This window comes from Streptomyces hokutonensis (assembly GCF_000376565.1).
GTDB classification, from domain to species: Bacteria; Actinomycetota; Actinomycetes; order Streptomycetales; family Streptomycetaceae; genus Streptomyces; species Streptomyces hokutonensis.
On record NZ_BARG01000024.1, the window covers coordinates 351,638 to 373,241 of the forward strand.

At 71.4% G+C, this 21,604-nt stretch carries 19 protein-coding genes; 15 read left to right on the forward strand and 4 right to left on the reverse strand.

Annotated features, from left to right (window positions below):
• Positions 1–64 precede the first annotated feature (64 nt).
• Together SSP08S_RS13605 and SSP08S_RS13610 are read left to right on the forward strand one after the other, a co-directional pair.
• The gene (locus SSP08S_RS13605) at positions 65–1,066 is read left to right on the forward strand and encodes an NAD(P)H-dependent flavin oxidoreductase (RefSeq protein ID WP_019068156.1); all 1,002 of its coding nucleotides are present in this window, start codon (positions 65–67) and stop codon (positions 1,064–1,066) included.
• A gap of 196 nt (positions 1,067–1,262) precedes the next feature.
• Positions 1,263–2,216 carry a quinone oxidoreductase family protein gene (locus SSP08S_RS13610; RefSeq protein ID WP_019068157.1) on the forward strand — a complete coding sequence of 318 codons (954 nt, stop codon included), beginning with the start codon at positions 1,263–1,265 and terminating at the stop codon, positions 2,214–2,216.
• 28 nt (positions 2,217–2,244) lie between these two features.
• On the opposite strand, the gene SSP08S_RS13615 is transcribed toward SSP08S_RS13610, so the two are convergent.
• Positions 2,245–3,006, reverse strand: coding sequence for a DeoR/GlpR family DNA-binding transcription regulator (locus SSP08S_RS13615; protein ID WP_019068158.1), 762 nt, complete (start codon positions 3,004–3,006; stop codon positions 2,245–2,247).
• A gap of 89 nt (positions 3,007–3,095) precedes the next feature.
• Here SSP08S_RS13615 and SSP08S_RS13620 point away from each other — a divergent pair, with 89 nt between their 5' ends.
• Together SSP08S_RS13620 and SSP08S_RS13625 are read left to right on the forward strand one after the other, a co-directional pair.
• Positions 3,096–4,277 carry an MFS transporter gene (locus tag SSP08S_RS13620; RefSeq protein ID WP_043259410.1) on the forward strand — a complete coding sequence of 394 codons (1,182 nt, stop codon included), beginning with the start codon at positions 3,096–3,098 and terminating at the stop codon, positions 4,275–4,277.
• 64 nt (positions 4,278–4,341) lie between these two features.
• Positions 4,342–5,043 (forward strand): HAD family hydrolase, encoded by a 702-nt coding sequence (locus tag SSP08S_RS13625; protein WP_019068160.1) that lies wholly within the window; start codon positions 4,342–4,344, stop codon positions 5,041–5,043.
• Here the strand turns inward: SSP08S_RS13625 and SSP08S_RS13630 are convergent.
• Both SSP08S_RS13630 and SSP08S_RS13635 read right to left on the reverse strand, forming a co-directional pair.
• Positions 4,964–5,371 carry a hotdog family protein gene (locus SSP08S_RS13630; protein ID WP_019068161.1) on the reverse strand — a complete coding sequence of 136 codons (408 nt, stop codon included), beginning with the start codon at positions 5,369–5,371 and terminating at the stop codon, positions 4,964–4,966. The two genes, SSP08S_RS13625 and SSP08S_RS13630, sit on opposite strands and share 80 nt — an antisense overlap.
• Positions 5,368–5,853, reverse strand: a complete 486-nt coding sequence (locus tag SSP08S_RS13635) for an FAS1-like dehydratase domain-containing protein (RefSeq protein WP_019068162.1) — start codon at positions 5,851–5,853, stop codon at positions 5,368–5,370. Before SSP08S_RS13635 ends, SSP08S_RS13630 begins: the two co-directional genes overlap by 4 nt.
• Positions 5,854–5,980: 127 nt before the next feature.
• On the opposite strand from SSP08S_RS13635, the gene SSP08S_RS13640 reads away from it, so the two are divergent.
• The 8 genes from SSP08S_RS13640 to SSP08S_RS13675 all read left to right on the forward strand — a co-directional run bounded on the left by SSP08S_RS13640 (position 5,981) and on the right by SSP08S_RS13675 (position 15,954).
• Positions 5,981–6,859, forward strand: coding sequence for an alpha/beta fold hydrolase (locus SSP08S_RS13640; RefSeq protein ID WP_019068163.1), 879 nt, complete (start codon positions 5,981–5,983; stop codon positions 6,857–6,859).
• Between the two features lie 17 nt (positions 6,860–6,876).
• Positions 6,877–9,189, forward strand: coding sequence for a CaiB/BaiF CoA-transferase family protein (locus tag SSP08S_RS13645; RefSeq protein ID WP_019068164.1), 2,313 nt, complete (start codon positions 6,877–6,879; stop codon positions 9,187–9,189).
• On the forward strand, positions 9,186–10,703 hold the full coding sequence (locus tag SSP08S_RS55275) for an AMP-binding protein (RefSeq protein ID WP_019068165.1): 1,518 nt from the start codon (positions 9,186–9,188) through the stop codon (positions 10,701–10,703). The genes SSP08S_RS13645 and SSP08S_RS55275 overlap by 4 nt, the downstream gene beginning before the upstream one ends.
• Positions 10,704–10,753: 50 nt before the next feature.
• On the forward strand, positions 10,754–11,191 hold the full coding sequence (locus tag SSP08S_RS13655; protein ID WP_019068166.1) for a Fur family transcriptional regulator: 438 nt from the start codon (positions 10,754–10,756) through the stop codon (positions 11,189–11,191).
• A 33-nt stretch (positions 11,192–11,224) separates the two neighbouring features.
• Positions 11,225–13,435 carry a catalase/peroxidase HPI gene (gene katG / locus SSP08S_RS13660; RefSeq protein ID WP_019068167.1) on the forward strand — a complete coding sequence of 737 codons (2,211 nt, stop codon included), beginning with the start codon at positions 11,225–11,227 and terminating at the stop codon, positions 13,433–13,435.
• 111 nt (positions 13,436–13,546) lie between these two features.
• Positions 13,547–15,136 (forward strand): serine/threonine-protein kinase, encoded by a 1,590-nt coding sequence (locus SSP08S_RS13665; RefSeq protein ID WP_019068168.1) that lies wholly within the window; start codon positions 13,547–13,549, stop codon positions 15,134–15,136.
• Positions 15,137–15,145: 9 nt separating this feature from the next.
• On the forward strand, positions 15,146–15,598 hold the full coding sequence (locus SSP08S_RS13670) for a flavodoxin family protein (protein ID WP_019068169.1): 453 nt from the start codon (positions 15,146–15,148) through the stop codon (positions 15,596–15,598).
• A 125-nt stretch (positions 15,599–15,723) separates the two neighbouring features.
• Positions 15,724–15,954, forward strand: a complete 231-nt coding sequence (locus tag SSP08S_RS13675; RefSeq protein ID WP_019068170.1) for a chaplin — start codon at positions 15,724–15,726, stop codon at positions 15,952–15,954.
• Positions 15,955–16,008: 54 nt separating this feature from the next.
• Here SSP08S_RS13675 and SSP08S_RS13680 read toward each other — a convergent pair whose 3' ends face one another.
• Positions 16,009–16,683 carry a hypothetical protein gene (locus tag SSP08S_RS13680; protein ID WP_026178463.1) on the reverse strand — a complete coding sequence of 225 codons (675 nt, stop codon included), beginning with the start codon at positions 16,681–16,683 and terminating at the stop codon, positions 16,009–16,011.
• Between the two features lie 263 nt (positions 16,684–16,946).
• Between SSP08S_RS13680 and SSP08S_RS13685 the strand changes: the two genes are divergently transcribed.
• The 3 genes from SSP08S_RS13685 (at position 16,947) to nhaA (ending at position 21,603) form a co-directional block, all read left to right on the forward strand.
• Positions 16,947–17,867 (forward strand): SGNH/GDSL hydrolase family protein, encoded by a 921-nt coding sequence (locus SSP08S_RS13685; RefSeq protein ID WP_019068172.1) that lies wholly within the window; start codon positions 16,947–16,949, stop codon positions 17,865–17,867.
• Positions 17,868–17,982: 115 nt separating this feature from the next.
• Positions 17,983–19,623 (forward strand): phosphoglucomutase (alpha-D-glucose-1,6-bisphosphate-dependent), encoded by a 1,641-nt coding sequence (pgm, locus tag SSP08S_RS13690; protein ID WP_019068173.1) that lies wholly within the window; start codon positions 17,983–17,985, stop codon positions 19,621–19,623.
• A 102-nt stretch (positions 19,624–19,725) separates the two neighbouring features.
• Positions 19,726–21,603, forward strand: a complete 1,878-nt coding sequence (nhaA, locus tag SSP08S_RS13695; RefSeq protein ID WP_019068174.1) for a Na+/H+ antiporter NhaA — start codon at positions 19,726–19,728, stop codon at positions 21,601–21,603.
• Position 21,604: the final 1 nt, after the last annotated feature.

The window sequence follows — 21,604 nt, forward strand, 5'->3', positions numbered from 1 at the left end:
GATGGCCGACGCGGAGTGCCGAGCCCGCCACAGGGCCGACCCCCAACCCGCCGAAGGACTCGCAATGCCGTTGCCCCCTGTTCTCTCGCTGCCCCTCACGCTTCCCGTCGTGGGCTCGCCGCTGTTCATCGCCTCCGGCCCCGAACTGGTCATCGCCCAGTGCCAGGCAGGGGTCATCGGCTCGTTTCCGGCCCTCAACGCCCGGCCCGCCTCACTCCTGCCCGACTGGCTCGACCGCATCACGGAGGAGAACGCGTCCTACGCGGCCGCGCACCCGCAGGCCGTCGTCGCCCCGTTCGCGGTGAACCAGATCGTGCACCGCTCCAACGACCGCCTCGAGCACGACATGGACGTGATCGTGAAGCACCAGGTGCCGATCGTCATCACGTCGCTCGGTGCGCGGCCGGAGATCAACGACGCCGTGCACTCCTACGGAGGCGTCGTGCTCCACGACGTCATCAGCAACGAGTTCGCGCACAAGGCCGTCGACAAGGGTGCCGACGGTGTGATCGGGGTGGCCGCCGGGGCCGGCGGCCACGCCGGCACACAGTCGCCGTTCGCCCTGGTGCAGGAAATCCGGGAATGGTTCGACGGTCCACTGCTGATGTCGGGAGCGATCGCCCACGGCCGCTCCATCCTGGCCGCACTGGCCGCGGGCGCGGACCTCGCGTACGTGGGCTCCGCATTCCTCGCCACCACTGAGGCGAACAATTCGACCGCCTACAAGCAGATGATCGTGGACGGCGCCGCGAAGGACATCGTCTACAGCAACCTGTTCACCGGCGTCCACGGCAACTACCTGCGCGGCAGCATCTCCGCCGCCGGACTCGACCCGGACAACCTCTCCGAGTCGGATCCGACCGCCATGGACTTCGGCACGAGCGACACCGCGAGGCCGAAGGCATGGAGGGACGTCTGGGGATCGGGCCAAGGCATCGGTGCCGTCAAACAGAGCATGACCGTCGGGGACCTCGTCACAACGCTCAAGGAGCAGTACGACGACGCGCGGTTCGCCCTGGACACCAAGACACGCACGCACGGCGCGACCGCACACGGGGTCGCCTGAGCGAACCCCCTGACGTGCGAGTGCAGTTGGGTGCCCCGGACCGCCGCCCACCCGCGCGTCCCGTTCAGCGGACCCTCGTCGCTGCGCGGCTGCCACCAGCCGTTCTACGGTGCGTCGAACTGCCGGGCCGCACCGGCCCCGCCCGCGACCTAAGGAGCGTCGCGTCCCGCATCCCGCATCGATTCGGAGTGAAGTTGTGACGACCGCGATGTCCCGCGCCCTGGTCCTGGAGAACTTCGGCTCGCTGCCCCGCCTGGTGGAGCGCCCGGTGCCGGAGCCGCGCCCCGGCCACACCCTGGTACGGATGCGGGCGGCCCAGGTGGGTCACCTCGATCTCAACGTCGTGGACGGCAAGTTCGGGATCCTGCCCGAGCTGCCCGCTGTACCGGGCACCACGGGATGCGGGGTCGTCCTCGCCTCCGGCATCCACCCCGAGGGCACCCTCGTCCGACTCGGCGGCAAGGGCCTCGGCCTGCGCCGTGACGGCTGCTGGGCGGACCACGCGCTGGTGCCGGACGCCGCCGTGGAGGTCGTGGCGGAGGGTACGGACCCTGCCCTGGCGTGCAGTTGGTTCTCACCGGCGGGCACGGCGTGGGCGGCCGTTCACGCGGTCGCGAAGGTGCGGCCCGGGGAACGGGTGCTCGTGACCGGCGCGGCGGGCGCGGTCGGGGCGCTGACCGTGCAGGTCGCGGCGCGCGCCGGGGCCGAGGTGATCGGGGTTGTCGGACGCCCGGCCAAGCTCGCCCATGTCCCCGCGCCCGCCAAGTCCCTGCTGGCCTCCGACCTGTCCGCCGAGGCGGTGGGCGGCCCCGTCGACGTCGTCATCGACACGGTCGGCGGCCCGGTACTCCGCGACGCCCTCCCGCTGGTCCGCCCGCGCGGCCGGGTGGCGCTCGTCGGCTACACCGCCGGACGCGAATTCACCGTCGACCTCGCCGACTTCCTGCTGGCCGACGTGTCCCTGCTGCCGGTCAACCTGATGACCCGGGGCAGGGAGATCGCGGCGGACGCGGAGGCACTGCTGGCGGATCTGCGGACGGGGGCGCTGACCCTGGAGATCGAGCGCCACGGACTGGACGGATTCTCGGAGGCCGCCGAGCGGCTGCGGAGCGGAGAGGCCGTGGGAAAGGTCGTTCTCGAACTGGGCTGAGGCGACCTCGCGCCTCGGGGCAGTCCCGTCACACGACCTTGACGACGACGCCGGCGCCTTCGAGCGCGGTCACCTCGTCGGCGGGCGCGGTGGTCTCGGTGACGAGGGTGTGCAGCAGTGTGGCGGGGCCGACGTGGGCGAAGGCGGTGTGGCCGAGCTTGCCGCCGTCGGCGGCGACCACGATGCGGCGCGAGGAGGCGATGCCCGTCTTCTTCACCGCCGCGTCGTCGAGGTCGTAGGCGGTCAGACCCTCGGCCGCGCTCAGCCCGCAGCAGCCCATGACGGCGGTGTCGAAGCGCAGTGCCGACAGGGACGCGAGGGTGAGGGGCCCGGTGAGTGCTCCCTCGGCGGCCCGGGGCTGCCCGCCGGGCACCATCAGGGTGGCCGGGCCCGGACTCTCGCCGAGCACGTGAACGGCCTGCAGGGACAGGGGCATCACGGTGACCGGCCGCCGACGCAGCAAGTGAGCGACCTCCAGGCAGGTGGTACCGCTGTCGAGGAGGACCGTCTCGCCGTCGGCGATCAGCGAGGACACCTCGGCCGCGATCCGCCGCTTGGCCTCGACGGACTCGTGCGCCCGCAGCGCGAACGGCGGCTCCTCGCCCCGGAGCAGCAGGGTGCGCGCCCCGCCCCGGACGCGTTCGAGGACGCCCTGCGCGGCCAGCGCGTCGAGGTCGCGCCGAATGGTCATCTCGGAGGCGCCGGTCAGTTCGACGAGTTCCTGGACGGTGATCCGGCCCGTCTCCCGGACGGCCTGCGCGATGGTCCCGTGCCGGTCTGCGTTGCTCATACCGCGATTGAACACCAGCCAAAACGAACATTCAATGTGTGCGAAATGCCAATATTCAATCGGACAGAGTGTTCGTTACGGTGGATCTCATGAATGATTCGCTTCGAGGTGCCCGCATCGCGACCTTTGTCCACTTCAGTCTGTGCGGGACGCTGATGGGCACCTGGGTGGTGAACATCCCCGCCGTCGAGGAGCGCGTGGGCATCACGCACGCGACGCTCGGGGGACTGCTGGTACTGCTCGGGCTCGGAGCGTTCATCGGCATGCAGGTGGCCGGGCCGCTGACCGACCGGCTCGGGGCGCGCGTCGTCGTCCCCGCCACCGCCGTGCTGTGCAGCGCGGCCCTGGTACTGCCCGGCCTGGCCCGGGACCCGTGGACGCTGGCCGGTGCTCTGTTGGTCTTCGGGTTCTGCAACGGCTGCCTGGACGTGAGCATGAACGCGCACGCCGTGCACGTGGAGAAGGCGTACGGCAGGCCCGTCATGTCGGCCTTCCACGCCACGTTCTCGGTCGGCGGCGTCCTCGCCGCAGTCGTCGGAGCGGCCACGGCGAGCGCGGGCCTGAGCCCGGCAACGGGCATGGCCGCCGTGGGAGTTCTGGGTATTGCGACCGCCCTGATATCCGCACGCGCCCTGCTGCCGACCGCGCCGATCGCCGCCAAGGCGGAGGTCCGGGTTCCCGAGCGGCGTGGCACCGCCAGACGCATCTGGATCCTCGCCGCCCTGGCCCTGATGGTCATGCTGTGCGAGGGAGCCGCCAACGACTGGAGCGCGCTGCACCTGAAGGACGTCCTCGGCGCCCCCGCCAGCACCGCCGCCTTCGCCTACGGCACCTTCGCGGCGACCATGACCATCGGCCGACTCCTCGCCGACCACCTCGCCGCCCGGTTCGGATCCATGGCGATCCTGCGCCACGGCGCGACGACGGCCGCCGTCGGCATCGCGATCGTGACCGTCTCCCCATGGATCTGGGCCGCGTTCGTGGGGTGGGCGCTGTTCGGCCTGGGGCTGTCCGGCTGCGTCCCGCAGCTGTTCAGCGCGGCCGGGCACGCAGACCCCTCCGCCGCCGGGGCCAATGTCTCCCGCGTCGCCGGGCTCGGCTACGTCGGCATGCTGGCCGGCCCCGCTGTCATCGGCTGGCTGACCCACCTCGTCGCCCTGAACCACGCCTTCGTCCTGCTGATCCTGCTCTGTGCGATCACCGCCGTGGCCGCCGGAATCCTGCGCACCGGATCCGACCGCACGCCCGAGATGGCACCCAGCGGCCACTGACCGCCTGTGCGGCACGGCTCACTCCGTGCCGCACAGGCCCCCGGAACCCGGAGGAACCCTCGCCATGCCCACCGACCGAAGCATCGTGCTCTTCGACCTCTTCGGAGTCATCGCCCGCCATCAACGCCCGGGCGCCCTGGGAAGGATGGCCGCCCGCTGTGCCACACCCACCGACGCCTTCACCGAGGCCTACTGGGCCTGCCGCCCGCCCTACGACGCCGGTCACCAGTCCGCGCCCGAGTACTGGACCGCCGTACTCCGATGGCTGTGCAGGCCCGTCGACGCCGACACCGTCGAGGAACTGCGCCGCACCGACATCGACAGCTGGTCACGCGTCGACCCCTCGATGGTCGCCTACGCCCAGTCCCTCCGTGCCGTCGCCGAGGTCGCCCTGCTGTCCAACATCCCCTCGGACCACGCGGACGCCTTCCTCGCCGCACAGCCCTGGCTGCACCGGCTGGACCATGTCGCCTTCTCCGGGAAGATCGGCGCGGCGAAACCGGACCCGGCGGCCTTCGAGCACTGTGTCGTCGCCCTGCGCGCCGCCCCGGCCGACTTCCTCTTCGTCGACGACCGGGAGGAGAACGTACGCGCCGCGCGGGCCGCGGGCATGGACGGACACGTCTTCACCGACCGCGCCGAGCTGGCGGCCGCCATCGACGCCTGGCTGCCGGAGCGAGCGGTTCTCACCCCAGGACGACCACGGCCCGCCCCCGGCAGCACACCACGTCACCGGAACCGCAGCGCTCGACCAGATCGAGAGTGATCTCACCGTCGGCTCCGCCCACGGCACGCACGGTTCCGGTCACCACCAGCCGCTCTCCCACGCCGGCCGGCGCCCGGTTCTGCCACTCCACCTCCCGGACCTGCCCGCCCTCGCCCGCGAACTGCGCGGCGGCGCGATAGAACAGACAGCCGTGCAGCTGAGCCATGACGACCGGCCCGGCCAGCCCCTCCGAGCGGGCGAACTCGGTGTCGTAGTGGATGCGATGGGCGTTGCGGGTGACCGCGCCGAACCGCAGCAGGGTGATCGCGTCGGGAGCCATTCCGACCGGCAACACGGCCTGCCCGACGATGATGTGACGGTCCGTCATCGGACGATGAACCTCTCCGTGACCTCGACCAGCGTCCCCCGCACCGAGCCGTACACCTTCTCGACCGTGAGCAGCACGAACCCCTCACCACTGCCCTTGCGCTCCACGGCGGTCAGCGCGCGCCGCAGTTCGATCCGGTCGCCGGCCCGTGCCGCCGCGATCCAGCGCACCGCCTGGCCGCCCGCCATCAGCCGGACCCCGAGCCCGTCGGTGCCGGGCACCTCGTCGCGGTACATGCCGTCCGGCCGGAGCTCCGACGCCTCGGCACCGGGTGCCCCGCGCAGCAGGCTCACCACGTACATCGGATGTACGGCGAAGTCGGCGTGGCCGGGATCGACGAGACGTGGCGCTCTCTCCCCGGCCGCCCGCGCGAACTCCGCCGCGTCCTCGGCCCGTACGACCCCCAGCGACCGCCGCTCCCACGCCCCCAGGGACGCCCGGGCCCGCTCCTCGACCAGCTCCAGCTCGGCGTTCCGGAACATGGGCTGCCTCCTGTTCTCGTCCGATGCCCGGACGCTAAGGAGGACCGTCCCCCGGCCGCCACGGATCCGGCCCGCTCAGCGGACCGTTCCGCTTGGGCGGAGATCGCCGCCGTCCCACCATCGGGACATGGACCTCATGGACATCCAGCCGCCGCCGGAGGGCGCCTACGCGGAAGCGGACGGCGTCAAATACCACTACGTCGAACTGGGGGAGGGCGGCCCCGCGGTCAGTCCGACCGTCTTCCTGCACGGCGGCGGCCCCGGCTGCACCGGCTGGTCGGACTTCGGACAGGTGGCCCCCCTGTTCGCGCAGGAACGCCGCTGTCTGCTCGTCGACATCCTCCAGTACGGCAAGTCCGCCAAGCCCGTCATCGAGGGCCCCATGTGGGACTACCACGCGGCCAAGACCGTGGCCCTCCTCGACGAACTCGCCATCGACCGCGCCGACTTCGTCTGCAACTCCTGGGGCGGCACCATCGCCCTCAACCTGGCCGCCAAGTACCCCGACCGCGTACGGTCGTTGGTCATCACCGGCAGCATGCCCGTCTTCTACGGCCCTCTCGCCCCGCTCCCGGAGGGCGGCCGACGCGGCCGCAACGCCCGGGACGTGTACTACGGCGGCACCGGCCCCTCCTGGCAGAAGATGCGCGAACTCATCGCCCGCCTGGAGTGGTTCGACCCGGACGCCATCCCCGACGGCACCGTGACTCTGCGCTACGAACAGAGCCTCGACCCCGAGGAGACCGCCCTCGCCGGCGCCTCCGACAACCCGCGCGGCGACTGGCAGGATCTCACCGCCGAACTCGGCCTGATCGCCGCGCCGACACTCTTCGTGTGGGGCATGCAGGACGCGTTCCTGACCCCCGACTACCCGCTGATGCTGGCCCGCATGATCCCCAAGGGCAACCTGCACGTGATGAGCGAGGCCTCCCACCACCCGCAGGAGGAACGGCCCCACGACTACCACAGCGTCGTCACCGGCTTCCTGAACCAGCAGCACCACTGACTCTCCGGGGAGGAGACGTGAGCCAGGCCGCTCCGCGCGTCGTCGAACTGTCCAGTCCCTTCACCCGGTTCGCCGGCCGACTGCTGGTCGGGCTCGGCTACGAGGTCGTGCTCGTCGAGCCGCCGGAGGGTGACGGGACGCGACGCGAACTCGACGGCGACGCCTTCACGCACTGGCACGCGGGCAAACGCTCGGTCGTAGCCGCCTCGCCGGAAGAACTGCGCGCCCTGCTGACCACCGCCGACGTGCTGCTCGACGGGACTCCGGGCGGCGCGGAGGCGCTGGCCGCCGGACTCGACGACCTCGTGCACGTCCGCGTCACCCCTTTCGGGCTGATCGGCCCGCGCAGCGACTGGCAGGGCACCGACCTCGTGGTGGCCGCGCTGGGCGGGATGCTCGCCCAGGTCGGCGACCCCGACGGCCCGCCGCTGCGGCTCCCGGAGCAGCAGGCCGAGCAACTGGCGGGCGTCAACGCGGCGATCGCCGCCCTGCTCGGCCTGCGCGCCCGCCGCACCGGCCCGGGACAGCTCGTCGACGTCTCCGCACAGGCCTGCGTGGCCGCCGCCCTGGAGGCCGGAACCCTCGCCTATCTGCACGAGGACCGGGTGCCGCCACGCCCCGGCCGCGTCCACCCCCTCGTCCCGCACGGCCTGTTCCGGGCCGCCGACGGCTACCTGGGCGGCGGGCTCGGCGGCAGCCCCCGCATGTGGGACGCACTGCTCGCCTGGCTGCGCGAGGAGGACGCGGCGGCCGACCTCACCGAACCGCGCTGGCAGGACCCGGTCGAACGCAAGAAACACCAGGAGCACGTCTTCAAGGTCGTCCAGGACTTCGTGGGCACCTGGCCGAAGGCCGAGTTCGCCGAGCGAGCCCAGGCCAGGAAACTCCCCTGGGCCGCCGTCGACCTGCCCCACGAACTCCCCGACAACCCCCAGCTCGCGGCCCGCGAGTTCTTCACCCGGGTACGGACACCGCAGGGCGAACGCACCGACCTGGGCTTCCCGTTCGCGTTCCCCGAGGGCCACCGGGTACGGGAGCTGGACGTCCGGGAGGTGGGCGCGGACCAGGACCTGATCCAGGCCGGACCACGTGCCGAACGCCCTGCGCGGCAAGCCTCCGCACACCCCGCCCTGCACGGCATCCGCGTCCTCGACCTGACCTGGGTCCTGGCCGGCCCCTACTGCACGAAGATCCTCGCCGACCACGGCGCCGACGTCATCAAGGTCGAGTCCGCGGGCCGCCCCGACCCCACCCGCTTCGCGCCCTTCATGCACCTCTCGCGCGGCCCCCACACGGACCCGAACACCAACGGCTACTTCAACGAGGTCAACCGCAACAAACGCAGCATCGCCCTCGACACCCGCACCGCCGACGGCATCACGGTGCTGCGCGAACTCATCGCCCACAGCGACGTCCTCGTGGAGAACTTCAGCTCCACGGTCATGCGCAAACTCGGCCTGGACTACGAGGAGTTGCGCCGGATCAACCCCGGACTCGTCTACGTCAGCATGTCGGGCATGGGCCACACCGGACCGCGCAACGGCTGGGTGTCGTACGCCGACACGGTCTCCGCGAGCGGGGGCCTGACCGCCCTCACCGGCTGGGGGCCGGACGACGTGGTCGGGGTGATCTACGGCCACGGCGACATCGTCGCCGGACTGCAGGCAGCCCTCGGCACGGTCGCCGCCCTGGAGCACCGCTCCGGCACCGGACGCGGACAGCACATCGACCTGTCCCAACTGGAGGCGATCGCCGCCCACATGGGCACCAGCCTCCTCGGCGGCCCGAAGGTGACACCGGCCGGCAACACCCACCCGAGCTGGAGCCCGCAGGGCGTCTACCGCTGTCTCGGCGCCGACCGCTGGCTGGCCGTCAGCGTGCGCGACGACACGGAGTGGGCCGCGCTCTGCGAGGTCATCGGCCGCCCCGAACTCGCCGCCGACGAACGGACGTTGACGGCCGACGCGCGCAGACATGCCACCGACCTGGTCGACGCAGCCCTGGGGGAGTGGACCCGCACGCTCCCCGCCGACGTCGCCGCCGAGGCGTTCCAGGCCCACGGCATCCCGGCCGGAGCGGTCCAGGACGGGCGTGAACTCGTCGAGCACGACCCGCAGTTGAGGGCCCGCGGCTTCTATGTGCGCAAGGAGCACCCGGTCGCGGGCGCCTTCCTCCACGAGGGCGTCCCGATCCGCCTGACCCGCACACCCGGCGCGGTCCGCGAGCCCGCGCCCGTGCTGGGCGCCGACACCGACGCCGTACTGGAAGAGGTGGCCGGGTTCTCGGCGGAGCGCGTCCAACAGCTCCGGGAGGCCGGAGTCCTGCGGTGATCGACACCATTCCCGGCCTCGTCGACGCGGCGGCCGGGGAGTTCGGCGAACGGACCTTCCTGCGGATGGGGGAGGTGACCCGGACGTACGCGGAGACCCGGACGGCCGCGGCCACGATGGCGGGCGCGCTCGCGGCGCGCGGCTGTCGGCCGGGAGACCGGGTCGCCGTCATGGCCGGCAACCGGATCGAGCTCGTCGACCTCCTCCTCGGCTGCGCCTGGCTGGGCGCGGTGCTGATCCCGCTCAACACCGGGTTGCGGGGTGGTGGACTCCGACAGGTGCTGCGTGCGGCGGAACCGCGATTCCTTGTGGTGGAGGAGGAGTTGGCGGAGCGGGTCGTAACGGCCGGATTCCAGGGGGAGTTGTGGGTCCTCGGCCGTGACGGCATACCTGCCCCGGGCATCGCGCCCGCCGTACCGGCGGCCCAAGTGCGCCCGGACGACACCGTGTTCGTGCTGTTCACCTCCGGCACCACGGGGGCGGCGCGCGGGGTGCGCTGCCCGCACGCGCAGGCCGTCCGGTGGGGCCGCAACGTCTCCGACTCGCTCCGCCTCACCGCCGACGACGTGCTGTACACCTGCCTGCCGCTGTTCCACACCAATGCCCTGACCACCCTGACGCAGGCGATGGTCGTGGGCGCGAGCTGTGTGATCGACGAGCGGTTCTCCGCCACGCGGTACTGGGAGCGGGTGGCCGGGACCGGGGCGACCGTCGTCTATCTGCTGGGCGCGATGGTGCCCATGCTGCTCGCGCAGCCGCCGGGCCCCGCCGACCGCGCGCACCGGGCCTGGCGCGCGCTCTCGCCGGCCACTCCGGGGTCCGCGTGGCAGCCGTTCCGTGAGCGGTTCGGGGTCACGCTCGTCGACGGGTTCGGATCCACGGAGACCAACCTCGTGATCGGTTCGACCCCCGAGGAACAGCGGCCCGGCTACGTCGGCATTGTGCGCGAGGGCTTCTCCGCGCGCGTGGTCGACGAACTGCTCGACCCCGTCCCGGACGGAGTCCCCGGCGAGCTGCTGGTCCGCAGCGCACACCGATTCGCCTTCTGCACCGGCTACTTGGGCGAGCCGGAACCCGGCCCCACCGAGTGGCGGCGTACCGGCGACCGGGTGGTGCGCGAGCCCGACGGGTGGTTCCGGTTCGTCGACCGGATCAAGGACGTCATCCGGCGGCGCGGCGAGAACATCTCCTCGCACGAGGTGGAGTCCGCCGTCCGCGCGCACCCGGCGGTCGCCGACGCGGCGGCCTTCCCCGTCCCCTCGGAACTGGCCGAGGACGAGGTCATGGTCGCCGTAGTTCCCGCGCCCGGGCAGGTGCTGGACCTCCGGGACCTCGTACGGCACTGCGCGGAGGAGCTGCCCCCGTTCGCGGTGCCCCGCTACATCGATACCGTCCGTGAACTCCCGCTCACCGAGACCGGCAAAGTTCGCAAGGCCGCATTGCGGGAACGTGGGGTCACGGCCACCACCTGGGACCGTTCCACATCGCCCACCCCGGCACGACATCAAACTTGAACCGTTTGTTTTCTTGAATCACTCGTGTTTATGGCTGTAGGTTGAGCGCCATGACCGCTTCCCCGCCTCCGACCACCGCCGAGGAGCTGCGCGGTGCCGGCCTGCGGGTGACGGCAGCCCGCGTCGCGCTGCTCGAGACCGTCCGGCACGGCGACCACCTCGATGTCGAGGCGGTCGCGTCCGGGGTCCGTGACCGCGTAGGACACATATCGCTCCAGGCCGTCTACGACGCCCTCCACGCACTGACCTCGGCCGGACTCATACGCCGTATCGAACCGGCCGGCAGTCCCGCCCGCTTCGAAGGACGCGTCGGCGACAACCACCACCACGTCATGTGCAGGTCGTGCGGTGTCGTCGCCGACGTCGACTGCGCGGTCGGCGAGGCACCCTGCCTGACCGCGTCCGACGACCACGGTTTCTCGATCGACGAGGCCGAGGTCATCTACTGGGGTCTGTGCCCCACCTGTACCGCTGCCCCCAGTTCCTGAGTCACGTGATCCACCCCGTTTGGAAGGATTCCCATGTCTGAGAACCACGACGCAATCGTCACGGACGCGAAGTCGGAGGATGCCGGGGGCTGCCCCGTCGCGCACGGGCGTGCCCCGCACCCCACCCAGGGCGGCGGCAACCGTCAGTGGTGGCCGGAGCGGCTCAACCTGAAGATCCTCGCCAAGGACCCGGTGGTCGCGAACCCGCTCGGCGCGGACTTCGACTACGCCGCGGCGTTCCAGGCCCTCGACCTCGCCGCCGTCAAACAGGACATCGCCGAGGTACTGACCACCTCGCAGGACTGGTGGCCGGCGGACTTCGGCAACTACGGCCCGCTGATGATCCGTATGGCCTGGCACAGCGCCGGCACCTACCGCATCAGCGACGGCCGCGGCGGTGGCGGCCGCGGCCAGCAGCGCTTCGCGCCGCTCAACAGCTGGCCGGACAACGGCAACCTGGACAAGGCCCGCCGTCTGCTGTGGCCGGTCAAGAAGAAGTACGGCCAGTCCATCTCCTGGGCCGACCTCATGATCCTCACCGGCAACGTGGCGCTGGAGACCATGGGCTTCGAGACCTTCGGCTTCGGCGGCGGCCGCGCCGACGTCTGGGAGGCCGACGAGGACGTGTACTGGGGTCCCGAGACCACCTGGCTCGACGACCAGCGCTACACCGGCGACCGCGAGCTGGAGAACCCGCTCGGCGCCGTCCAGATGGGCCTCATCTACGTCAACCCCGAGGGCCCCAACGGCAACCCGGACCCGCTGGCCGCGGCCCGCGACATCCGTGAGACCTTCCGCCGCATGGCGATGAACGACGAGGAGACCGTCGCCCTCATCGCCGGTGGCCACACCTTCGGCAAGACCCACGGCGCGGGCCCGGCCGAGTCGGTCGGCGACGACCCCGAGGCCGCCCCGCTCGAGGCGCAGGGCCTGGGCTGGAAGTCCACCTACGGCACCGGCAAGGGCGGCGACGCCATCACCTCCGGTCTCGAGGTCACCTGGACCACCAAGCCCACCCAGTGGAGCAACGACTTCTTCGACATCCTCTTCGGCTACGAGTGGGAGCTCACCCAGAGCCCCGCCGGCGCCAACCAGTGGGTGGCCAAGGACGCTCAGGCGATCATCCCGGACGCCCACAGCGACGCCAAGAAGCTCCCCACGATGCTCACCACCGACCTCTCGCTGCGCTTCGACCCGATCTACGGTGAGATCTCCAAGCGCTTCCACGAGAACCCGGCCCAGTTCGCGGACGCCTTCGCCCGCGCCTGGTACAAGCTGACCCACCGCGACCTGGGCCCGAAGTCCCTGTACCTCGGCCCGGAGGTCCCGTCCGAGACCCTGCTGTGGCAGGACCCGCTGCCGGCCGCCGAGGGCGAGACCATCGACGCCGCCGACATCACGGCCCTCAAGGCGAAGCTCCTCGCCTCCGGCCTTACCGTCTCGCAGCTCGTGTCCACGGCTTGGGCGTCCGCCTCCACCCACCGGGGCAGCGACAAGCGCGGCGGCGCCAACGGTGCCCGCATCCGCCTGGAGCCGCAGCGCGGCTGGGAGGCCAACGACCCCGACCAGCTCGCCCAGGTGCTGCGGGTCCTCGAAGGCATCCAGCAGGAGTTCAACTCCGGCGCCAAGAAGGTCTCCCTGGCCGACCTGATCGTCCTCGGCGGTGCCGCCGCGGTCGAGAAGGCCGCCAAGGACGGCGGCGTCGACGTGGAGGTCCCCTTCACGCCGGGCCGTGTCGACGCGACCGAGGAGCACACGGACGTCGAGTCGTTCGCCGCGCTGGAGCCCACCTCCGACGGCTTCCGCAACTACCTCGGCAAGGGCAACCGCCTCCCCGCCGAGTACCTGCTGCTCGACCGGGCCAACCTGCTCACGCTGACCGCCCCCGAGCTGACCGTCCTCGTCGGCGGCCTGCGCGTCCTGGGCGCCAACCAGGGCCAGTCCACGCACGGTGTCCTCACCGACAAGGTCGGCACGCTGACGAACGACTTCTTCGTCAACCTGCTCGACCTGGGCACCACCTGGTCGTCGACCTCCTCGGACCAGCAGACCTTCGAGGGCCGCGACGCCTCCGGCGCGGTCAAGTGGACCGGCACGCGTGCCGACCTGGTCTTCGGCTCGAACTCCGAACTCCGCGCGCTCGCCGAGGTGTACGCGAGCGACGACGCGAAGGAGAAGTTCGTGAAGGACTTCGTCGACGCGTGGGTCAAGGTCTCCAACCTGGACCGCTTCGACCTGATCTGAGCAGTCCGCACCACCTGACGTCCGGGTCGGCCCACACGGGTCGGCCCGGACGTTTCTCAATCACCGAACGCGCGGCACAGGAGTGCACGTTCGTCACATAAGCTCCTCCGCATGAACGAGGGGGAGACCGACAGACGGGTCGTCGACGGCCGCTTCGAGCTCGAGTCACGGCTCGGCGGCGGTGGCATGGGCACGGTGTGGCGCGCCCGCGACCTGCTGTTGCACCGGTATGTCGCCGTCAAGGAGGTCCGGCCGCCGGACCTCGACCTCGCCGAGTACGACCCCGGCGCGGCCGAGATGCTCCGCCAGCGGGTCCTGCGCGAGGCACGCGCCCTGGCGAGGGTCGAGCACCCGAACGTGGTGACGATCCATCACATCGTCGACGGCGGCGAGGGCACCTACCCCTGGCTCGTCATGGAACTCGTCCAAGGCGGCTCCCTGGCCGACCGGTTGGAGCGCGGACCCATGGCACCGGCGGAGGCCGCCCGGCTCGGCTCCGGAGTGCTCGACGCCCTCAACGCGGCACACGCGGCCGGCGTCCAGCACCGTGACGTGAAACCCGCCAACGTCCTGCTGCGCACCGACGGCCGCCCCGTCCTCACGGACTTCGGCATCGCCGCGATCCGCGACGCCACGGCCCTCACCGCCACCGGCTCCATCATCGGCACCCCCGACTACATGGCACCGGAACGCGTCTCCGGCCACAGCGGCGGACCCGCCGCCGACCTCTGGTCGCTGGCGATGATGCTCTACGTCGCCGTCGAGGGCCACCACCCGCTCCGGCGCGGTACGACCCTGGCCACGCTGGCCGCCGTACTCCAGGAGGAGGTCCCGCCGCCGGTCCGTGCCGGGTCGCTGACGCCAATGCTGTCCTGCGTCCTGGTCCGCGATCCCGAGGCGCGGCCGGACGCGGGGACGGTGGGCCGGATGCTGGCCGCGGCGGCGGCCCAGCCGGTGGCCCGCGGCCCCGAGACCACGTCGTACCCGCTCGCACCCCCGGCTCCGCCGGTGCTGCCTGTGCTGCCGCCCACCGACGACATGCAGGCGGTACGGCGACGCGGGCGACCGGGCGTCGCGGTCGCCTCCAGCGTGGTGGGCGTACTGCTGATCGGGACGCTCGCCTGGAAGGTGCTGCCGGGCGGGAACAGCGACGACAAGGGTGCGACCAACTCCCCGGGCGCGACCGGACAGACACAGCAGAGTTCACCCACCGCCACGCCTTCCAGCTCGGGCTCCGCGAAGACCACCGACCTGCTCACCCCCAACGGCATCCGCACCGCGATCAAGGCCATCGAGCAGAAATCGGGACGTGACAGGTTCGGCAACCTGAGCGTCTATCCCGAGTACGTCCTGGCGGATGTGATGGTCAACGGCAGCAACACCAAGTTCGACTCGTACACCTACCGTGTCGGCGGCAGCGTGGAGGAGGGGATCATCAAGGACGAGTTGATGGACGGGTATGAGCCGGTGGACCTGGGGAAGTTCGACTGGGACGCTGTCCCCGCGTTGCTCACCCGTGCGGGGAAAGTGCTCAAGGTGAAGAACCCGACGTCCCGTTACCTGTTGGTCGAGGGCCCGTGGAAGACCTTCGACGAGCCCGCGAACATGTCCGTCTACCTGAGTGACGAGTACGGGTCGAGTGGATATCTGGAGGCTGATCCCCAGGGCAAGGTGACCAAGACGTATCCGGCCGACGAGTAAGTTCACCCCGTGCCCACCCTGCTGATCGTCCATCACACCCCCTCGCCCAACTGCCAAGCGATGTTCGAGGCCGTGGTCTCCGGAGCGACCACCCCTGAGATCGAGAACGTGCAGGTCGTACGGCGTGCCGCCCTGTCCGCGACCGCATCCGACGTGCTGGCCGCCGACGGGTATCTGCTCGGCACGCCCGCGAACCTCGGCTACATGTCCGGCGCGCTGAAGCACTTCTTCGACCAGGTCTACTACCCGTGCCTGGACGAGACCCGCGGCAGGCCCTTCGGGTACTACGTGCACGGCGGGAACGACGTGACGGGAGCCGTGCGCGGCATCGAGTCGATCACGACCGGGTTGGGCTGGCGGCGGGTCGCGGAGTCGGTGACGCTCACCGGCGAGCCTGACAGAGCGGGCACCGAGGCCTGCTGGGAACTCGGGGCGACGGTCGCCGCTGGCCTGACGGCCTGAGCGGGCGGCCTGGAGCGACGGTCTGGAGGACGGCCGCCACCCGTTCGGACGCCGAAGAGTGTCGGCACCCCCGGGAGCACCCTCAGCGTGGAGGGACATGCCCCTCCGAATGACAGGAGTTCTCCATGAGGAAGCGTCTGACGGCCGCCGTGGGTCTGGCGGGTGCGGCACTGCTGCTGTGCGCCGGTACGGCGAGCGCGGACCCCGACCCCGTCGGTGTCGCCGTCGACAGCCCGGGCGTGCTCTCCGGAAACGTCGTCCAGATCCCCATCGACCTGGACCTCAACGTGTGCGGCAACTCGATCAACGTGATCGGTCTGCTGAACCCGGCGGCGGGCAACCACTGCGAGGGCTGACGAGCCGTACCGCGAACGAGCCGTGGGTGTTGTGCCCGCGGCTCGTTCCGCGTTTCACGGGACGTCGGTCAACCGGTGCAGGGGAGTCCCGTGGGCCCAGCGCCGTAATCGCGTGCCGTCGATGAGCTGGACGCCGCCCTGACGGCGTGCCCACTGCACATCACGGCCGCTGAAGGTCCCCCGGTGGACCACGAGACGCAGGTGCGGCCCGGAGCCGGCCGTGCGGCCCGAGCGGGTCGGCGCCTCCTCGTCGGGCAGCGGTTCGGCGACCGGCCGGAAGGCCACCTCAAGACGGCGACCGCGCCGGTCGCGGGCCCGGACGCGGGGCCTGCCCAGCGCGTCGGGCCGGGCGAGCGCCCGCCAGCCGTCGCGGCGCAGCATCCGGGACACGGCCAGCGCGAGGCCCTCCACGTCAAGGTCGGCGATCTCCTCGGGCGTGTAGAAACCCAGGCGGCGACGGGCCAGCGGCCGGTGGTGCACGACCGCGGCCACGGCGATCACGCCGAGCAGCGCCAGACCGCCGACGAGCGCGCCGGCGCCGAGGGTGCGGTACGCCACGGCGAGGCCGGCCACGATCCCGCACACGACGAGGGCCACGACCAACAGCGCGGGCAGCACCTCGCGCAGTCCGGGGCCGTAGCGTCCCTGGGCGCGCAGCGCGCGAATCGTCTCCCGCCGTCGAGAACGGCGCGACGCGCGCTTCTCGTGCCTCCGCAACCTCTCCGTCAACAGCGCCAACTCCCCCCACCCCCACGCGCGTTGGTGCCTGCCGTAGAGATACCCGGCGGAGCGGGTCCATGTGCGTGGCGCCGGGAACCGGCCACCGAACCGGCCGAACCATTTCGGCGCGCCTTGCCCCTGGGGGCAGCGAACTCCTCCCTCCCGACCCCTGGCCCCCGGGACTTACCGCCCGGTATACAAGGCCAGTTGGACGAGAGACGACCACGTCGGGGTGTCCTGTCGCGCCGTCTCCTACCTGGGGGAGGAACTCCATGAACCGTGAGACGCATCCGGCCGCGTCGGCGCACCACCGCGGCAGGGCCGTGGCGGTCGCGGCGGCGGTCAGCGGCTGCGCCCTCGTCGTGGCGTCCGCGGCGCCCGCGGCGGCACACGACTCGGGACACGGCCACGACCGCACCACCCAGTACGTGGCGCTCGGGGACTCCTACACGTCGGGCCCGTACATACCGACCCAGGTGGACGCCAACTGCGCCCGCTCCGACCACAATTACCCCTCGGTGGTGACGGCGGACCAGAGAGGGACCGTCCTCACGGACGTGAGCTGCAGCGGGGCGACGACCGCGGAGATGTGGCAGGCGCAGGGCACCAACCCGCCCCAACTGGACGCCGTACAGCGGGACACGGACCTGGTGACCGTCCAGATCGGCGGCAACGACATCGGGTTCAGCACCATCATCGGCACCTGCGCCAAGCTCAGCGCCACGGACCTGGCGGGCAACCCCTGCCAGCGCTACTACAACTCCTCCGGCGTCGACCAGTTGGCGCTGAACATCCTCAACACCGCGCCGAAGGTGACCAAGGTGCTCCGCGCGGTCCACAAGAAGGCACCGCACGCGCGCGTGCTCGTCGTCGGGTACCCGGACCTCCTGCCCGACGACGGCAGCGGCTGCTACCCCTCGGTGCCGTTCGCCGCCAAGGACTTCCCCTACCTCCGCGACACCGGCAAGCGGCTCAACCTGATGCTCCGTCTGGTGGCCGCCCTCAACGGCGCGGAGTACGTCGACACCTACGGCCCGACCGTCGGCCACGACATGTGCAAGGCGCCCGCCGACCGTTGGATCGAACCCTTGCAGCCCGCCTCCTCGGCGGCTCCGGCGCACCCCAACGCGAAGGGCGAGGCGGCCATGGCGGGCGCGGTCCTGAAGCAACTGGACAGGCGCCACCGGTACTGACGGACAGCGGAGGCCCGGGTTTTCCACAGGCGGCGGGGGTGTACTCGCTAAACGCGCCCCTGACGAGGAAAGATGGGGCCGTACGCGAAGTCGGTCGACATGGAGGAGCGGGCAGATGCCACACGAGCGAGCGGGCGAACAGGCCCGTGCCGAGGATCTCGTAGACGTAGCCCGACTGGTCACCGCCTACTACGCGCTGCACCCGGACCCCGCCGAGCCGGGGCAGCGCGTCGCGTTCGGCACCTCCGGGCACCGCGGGTCCTCCCTGAACACGGCGTTCAACGAGGACCACATCGCCGCCACCAGCCAGGCCATCTGCGAGTACCGGTCAGGCCAGGGCACCGACGGCCCGCTCTTCCTCGGCGCCGACACCCACGCGCTGTCCGAGCCCGCGCAGGTCACCGCGCTGGAGGTGTTCGCCGCCAACGAGGTCACCGTCCTCATCGACAGCGCGGACGGCTACACGCCCACCCCTGCGGTGTCCCACGCCATCCTCACGCACAACCGGGGCCGGACCTCGGGCCTCGCGGACGGCGTCGTGGTGACCCCCTCGCACAACCCGCCCGCAGACGGCGGCTTCAAGTACAACCCGCCGAACGGCGGCCCGGCCGGCTCCGAGATCACCTCCTGGATCCAGGACCGCGCCAACGAGATCATCGCCGGCGGCATGAAGGACGTCCGCCGCATCCCCTACACGCAGGCGCTCGCCGCCCCCGGCACGGGCCGCTACGACTTCCTCGGCACGTATGTCGCCGACCTGCCGAGCGTCCTCGACCTGGACGCGATCCGGACGGCCGGGGTGCGGATCGGCGCCGACCCGCTGGGCGGGGCGTCCGTCGCCTACTGGGGGCGCATCGCCGAGGAGCACCGGCTCGACCTGACCGTGGTCAACCCGCTCACGGACCCGACCTGGCGGTTCATGACCCTGGACTGGGACGGCAAGATCCGCATGGACTGCTCGTCGCCGTACGCGATGGCCTCGCTGATCGCCCAGCGCGACCGGTTCGACATCGCCACGGGCAACGACGCCGACTCCGACCGGCACGGCATCGTCACGCCGGACGCGGGCCTGATGAACCCCAACCACTATCTGGCCGTGGCCATTTCGTACCTCTACGCCCACCGCGAGCAGTGGCCCGCGGACGCCGGGGTCGGCAAGACGCTGGTGTCCTCGTCGATGATCGACCGGGTCGCCGCCGACCTCGGGCGCCGGCTCGTCGAGGTGCCCGTCGGCTTCAAGTGGTTCGTGGACGGCCTGGTCGACGGCTCGCTCGGCTTCGGCGGCGAGGAGTCGGCCGGCGCGTCCTTCCTGCGCCGGGACGGCTCCGTGTGGACCACCGACAAGGACGGCATCATCCTGGCGCTGCTCGCCAGCGAGATCACGGCCGTCACCGGGAAGACGCCCTCGCAGCACTACGCCGGCCTCACCGACCGCTTCGGCACCCCGGCCTACGCCCGGATCGACGCACCGGCGAACCGCGAGGAGAAGGCGCTGCTCGCCAAGCTCTCGCCCGCTCAGGTCACCGCCGACACGCTGGCCGGTGAGCCCGTCACCGGCGTGCTCACCGAGGCGCCCGGCAACGGCGCGGCCCTCGGCGGCATCAAGGTGACCACCGCCAACGCCTGGTTCGCGGCGCGGCCCTCCGGCACCGAGGATGTGTACAAGATCTACGCCGAGTCCTTCCTCGGTCCCGACCACCTCGGTCAGGTGCAGGAGGAGGCCAAGGCCGTGGTCGGGACGGCGCTCGGCGGCTGACCGTACGGTCGGCCGTGTGCCGCCCGTGGCCGGAATGAACGGTGGGGCGGCCGGTGTTGGGCCGACACGTGAGTCACGACGCCAGGTGGAGTTGAACCCCGTATGTCCCTCGAAGCCACCGACTACACGGGGCAGACGTCGTGCGGCGACGAAGCCCGCACCCCGCTGCGCGACTTCCTGCGGACCGAGACCGGAAGCGCCGCCGTCCTCGTGGCGGCGGCGCTGGTCGCGCTCGTCTGGGCCAATGTCACGCCGTCGGCGTACGAGTCGTTCTGGGGGACCCACCTCTCCGTCCGGCTCGGCTCGCACGGGGTCTCCCTCGATCTGCGCGAGTGGGTCAACAGCGGGCTGATGACGCTGTTCTTCCTCGTCGTCGGCCTGGAGGCGCGCCGCGAGTTCGACATGGGCGAGCTGCGCGAACGCAAGCGACTGGCGCTGCCGCTCGTCGCGGGCCTGAGCGGCATGCTCGTGCCGATCGGCATCTACCTGGCGATCAACGCCGGCCACGGCACGGCGGGCGGCTGGGGCGCGGCGATGTCCACCGACACGGCGTTCGCGCTAGGCATGCTGGCCGTCGTGGGCCGGGAGATGCCGCCCGGACTGCGTGTCTTCCTCCTCACGATCACCGTCGTCGACGACTTCCTGGCGCTCGTGGTGATCGCCGTCTTCTACAGCGACCACATCGCCGTACCGGCGCTCCTGACCGCCGTGGGCACGTTCGGCGTCGTCCTGCTGCTGCGGCGGTTCAAGGTGCGCCGGGGGCCCGTGTACGCGGTGCTCGGGGTCGTCGCCTGGGTCGCGCTGCTCGAATCGGGCGTGGACCCCGTCGTCATCGGGCTCGCCATGGGGCTGATCACCTTCGCCTACCCGGCGGGACGCGACGACCTGGAACGCGCCACCGGACTGTTCCGGCTCTTCCGCGAACAGCCCACCCCCGAACTGGAACGCGACGTAAGGGCCGGCATCGCCGCGTCCATCTCCCCGAACGACCGCCTCCAGCGCATCTACCACCCGTGGGCTAGCTATGCCGTGGTCCCGCTGTTCGCGCTGGCCAACGCCGGGCTCCAGATCAGTGGGGAGCAGTTGGCGAGAGCCTTCACCTCGCCCGTCGGGCTGGGCATCCTCATCGGGTACGTCGTCGGCAAGCCGCTCGGCATCATCTCCTCGACGGCGCTGACCAGCGTCCTGTCCCGGGTCCGGCCGCCGGTCGGCTGGGGCGCCGTGACCGCGGGCGGCACCCTGGCGGGCGTCGGCTTCACCGTCTCCCTGCTGATCGCGACGCTCGCCTTCGACGGGACCACCCTGGAGGACGCGAAGACAGGCATCCTCAGCGCCGTCGTCGGCTCGTTCCTGGTCGCCCGGCTGGTCACCGGCGTGATCGGACTGCTCCCGCCGCAGATCCGGCCCCGGGTGCTGTTCGGCCGGGCGGAGACCATCGTCGACCTGTCCGTCCCCGTCGACCCCGACCGCGACCATCTGCGCGGCCCGCGACACGCCCCGGTGACCGTCGTGGAGTACGGCGACTACGAGTGCCCGTACTGCGGCCAGGCCGAGCCGGTCGTCCGTGAACTGCTCGGCGACTTCGGGGACGAGGTGCGCTACGTGTGGCGGCACCTCCCGCTCACCGACGTCCACCTGCACGCCCAGCTCGCCGCCGAGGCCGCGGAGGCCGCCGCGCTCCAGGGCGGCTACTGGGCCATGCACGACCTGCTGCTCAGCCACCAGGGCGCCCTGCGCCTCAAGGACCTGCGGGGCTATGCCGAACAGATCGGCCTGGACACCGCCCGCTTCGAACGCGACATGCGGGCCCACGCCGGGGCCGGCCACGTCGCCGAGGACGTCGAGTCGGCCGACCTCAGCGGAGTGGCGGGCACACCCACCTTCTTCGTGAACGGCCGCAGGCACTACGGCGCGTACGACATCGAGGGCCTCTCCCAGGCCGTTCGGGCGGCCAGGGAGAAGGCCGCGCTGCGGGTCTAGA

Bases quoted from the DNA above. Each gene is read 5' to 3' on its own strand.
- SSP08S_RS13640 (WP_019068163.1), top strand. From the start codon at position 5,981: ATGGACCTCATGGACATCCAGCCGCCGCCGGAGGGCGCCTACGCGGAA.
- SSP08S_RS13630 (WP_019068161.1), bottom strand. From the start codon at position 5,371: ATGACGGACCGTCACATCATCGTCGGGCAGGCCGTGTTGCCGGTCGGA.
- SSP08S_RS13625 (WP_019068160.1), top strand. From the start codon at position 4,342: ATGCCCACCGACCGAAGCATCGTGCTCTTCGACCTCTTCGGAGTCATC.
- SSP08S_RS13605 (WP_019068156.1), top strand. From the start codon at position 65: ATGCCGTTGCCCCCTGTTCTCTCGCTGCCCCTCACGCTTCCCGTCGTG.
- pgm (WP_019068173.1), top strand. From the start codon at position 17,983: ATGCCACACGAGCGAGCGGGCGAACAGGCCCGTGCCGAGGATCTCGTA.
- SSP08S_RS13675 (WP_019068170.1), top strand. From the start codon at position 15,724: ATGAGGAAGCGTCTGACGGCCGCCGTGGGTCTGGCGGGTGCGGCACTG.
- SSP08S_RS13665 (WP_019068168.1), top strand. From the start codon at position 13,547: ATGAACGAGGGGGAGACCGACAGACGGGTCGTCGACGGCCGCTTCGAG.
- SSP08S_RS13615 (WP_019068158.1), bottom strand. From the start codon at position 3,006: ATGAGCAACGCAGACCGGCACGGGACCATCGCGCAGGCCGTCCGGGAG.
- SSP08S_RS13635 (WP_019068162.1), bottom strand. From the start codon at position 5,853: ATGTTCCGGAACGCCGAGCTGGAGCTGGTCGAGGAGCGGGCCCGGGCG.
- nhaA (WP_019068174.1), top strand. From the start codon at position 19,726: ATGTCCCTCGAAGCCACCGACTACACGGGGCAGACGTCGTGCGGCGAC.
- katG (WP_019068167.1), top strand. From the start codon at position 11,225: ATGTCTGAGAACCACGACGCAATCGTCACGGACGCGAAGTCGGAGGAT.
- SSP08S_RS13685 (WP_019068172.1), top strand. From the start codon at position 16,947: ATGAACCGTGAGACGCATCCGGCCGCGTCGGCGCACCACCGCGGCAGG.
- SSP08S_RS13655 (WP_019068166.1), top strand. From the start codon at position 10,754: ATGACCGCTTCCCCGCCTCCGACCACCGCCGAGGAGCTGCGCGGTGCC.
- SSP08S_RS13620 (WP_043259410.1), top strand. From the start codon at position 3,096: ATGAATGATTCGCTTCGAGGTGCCCGCATCGCGACCTTTGTCCACTTC.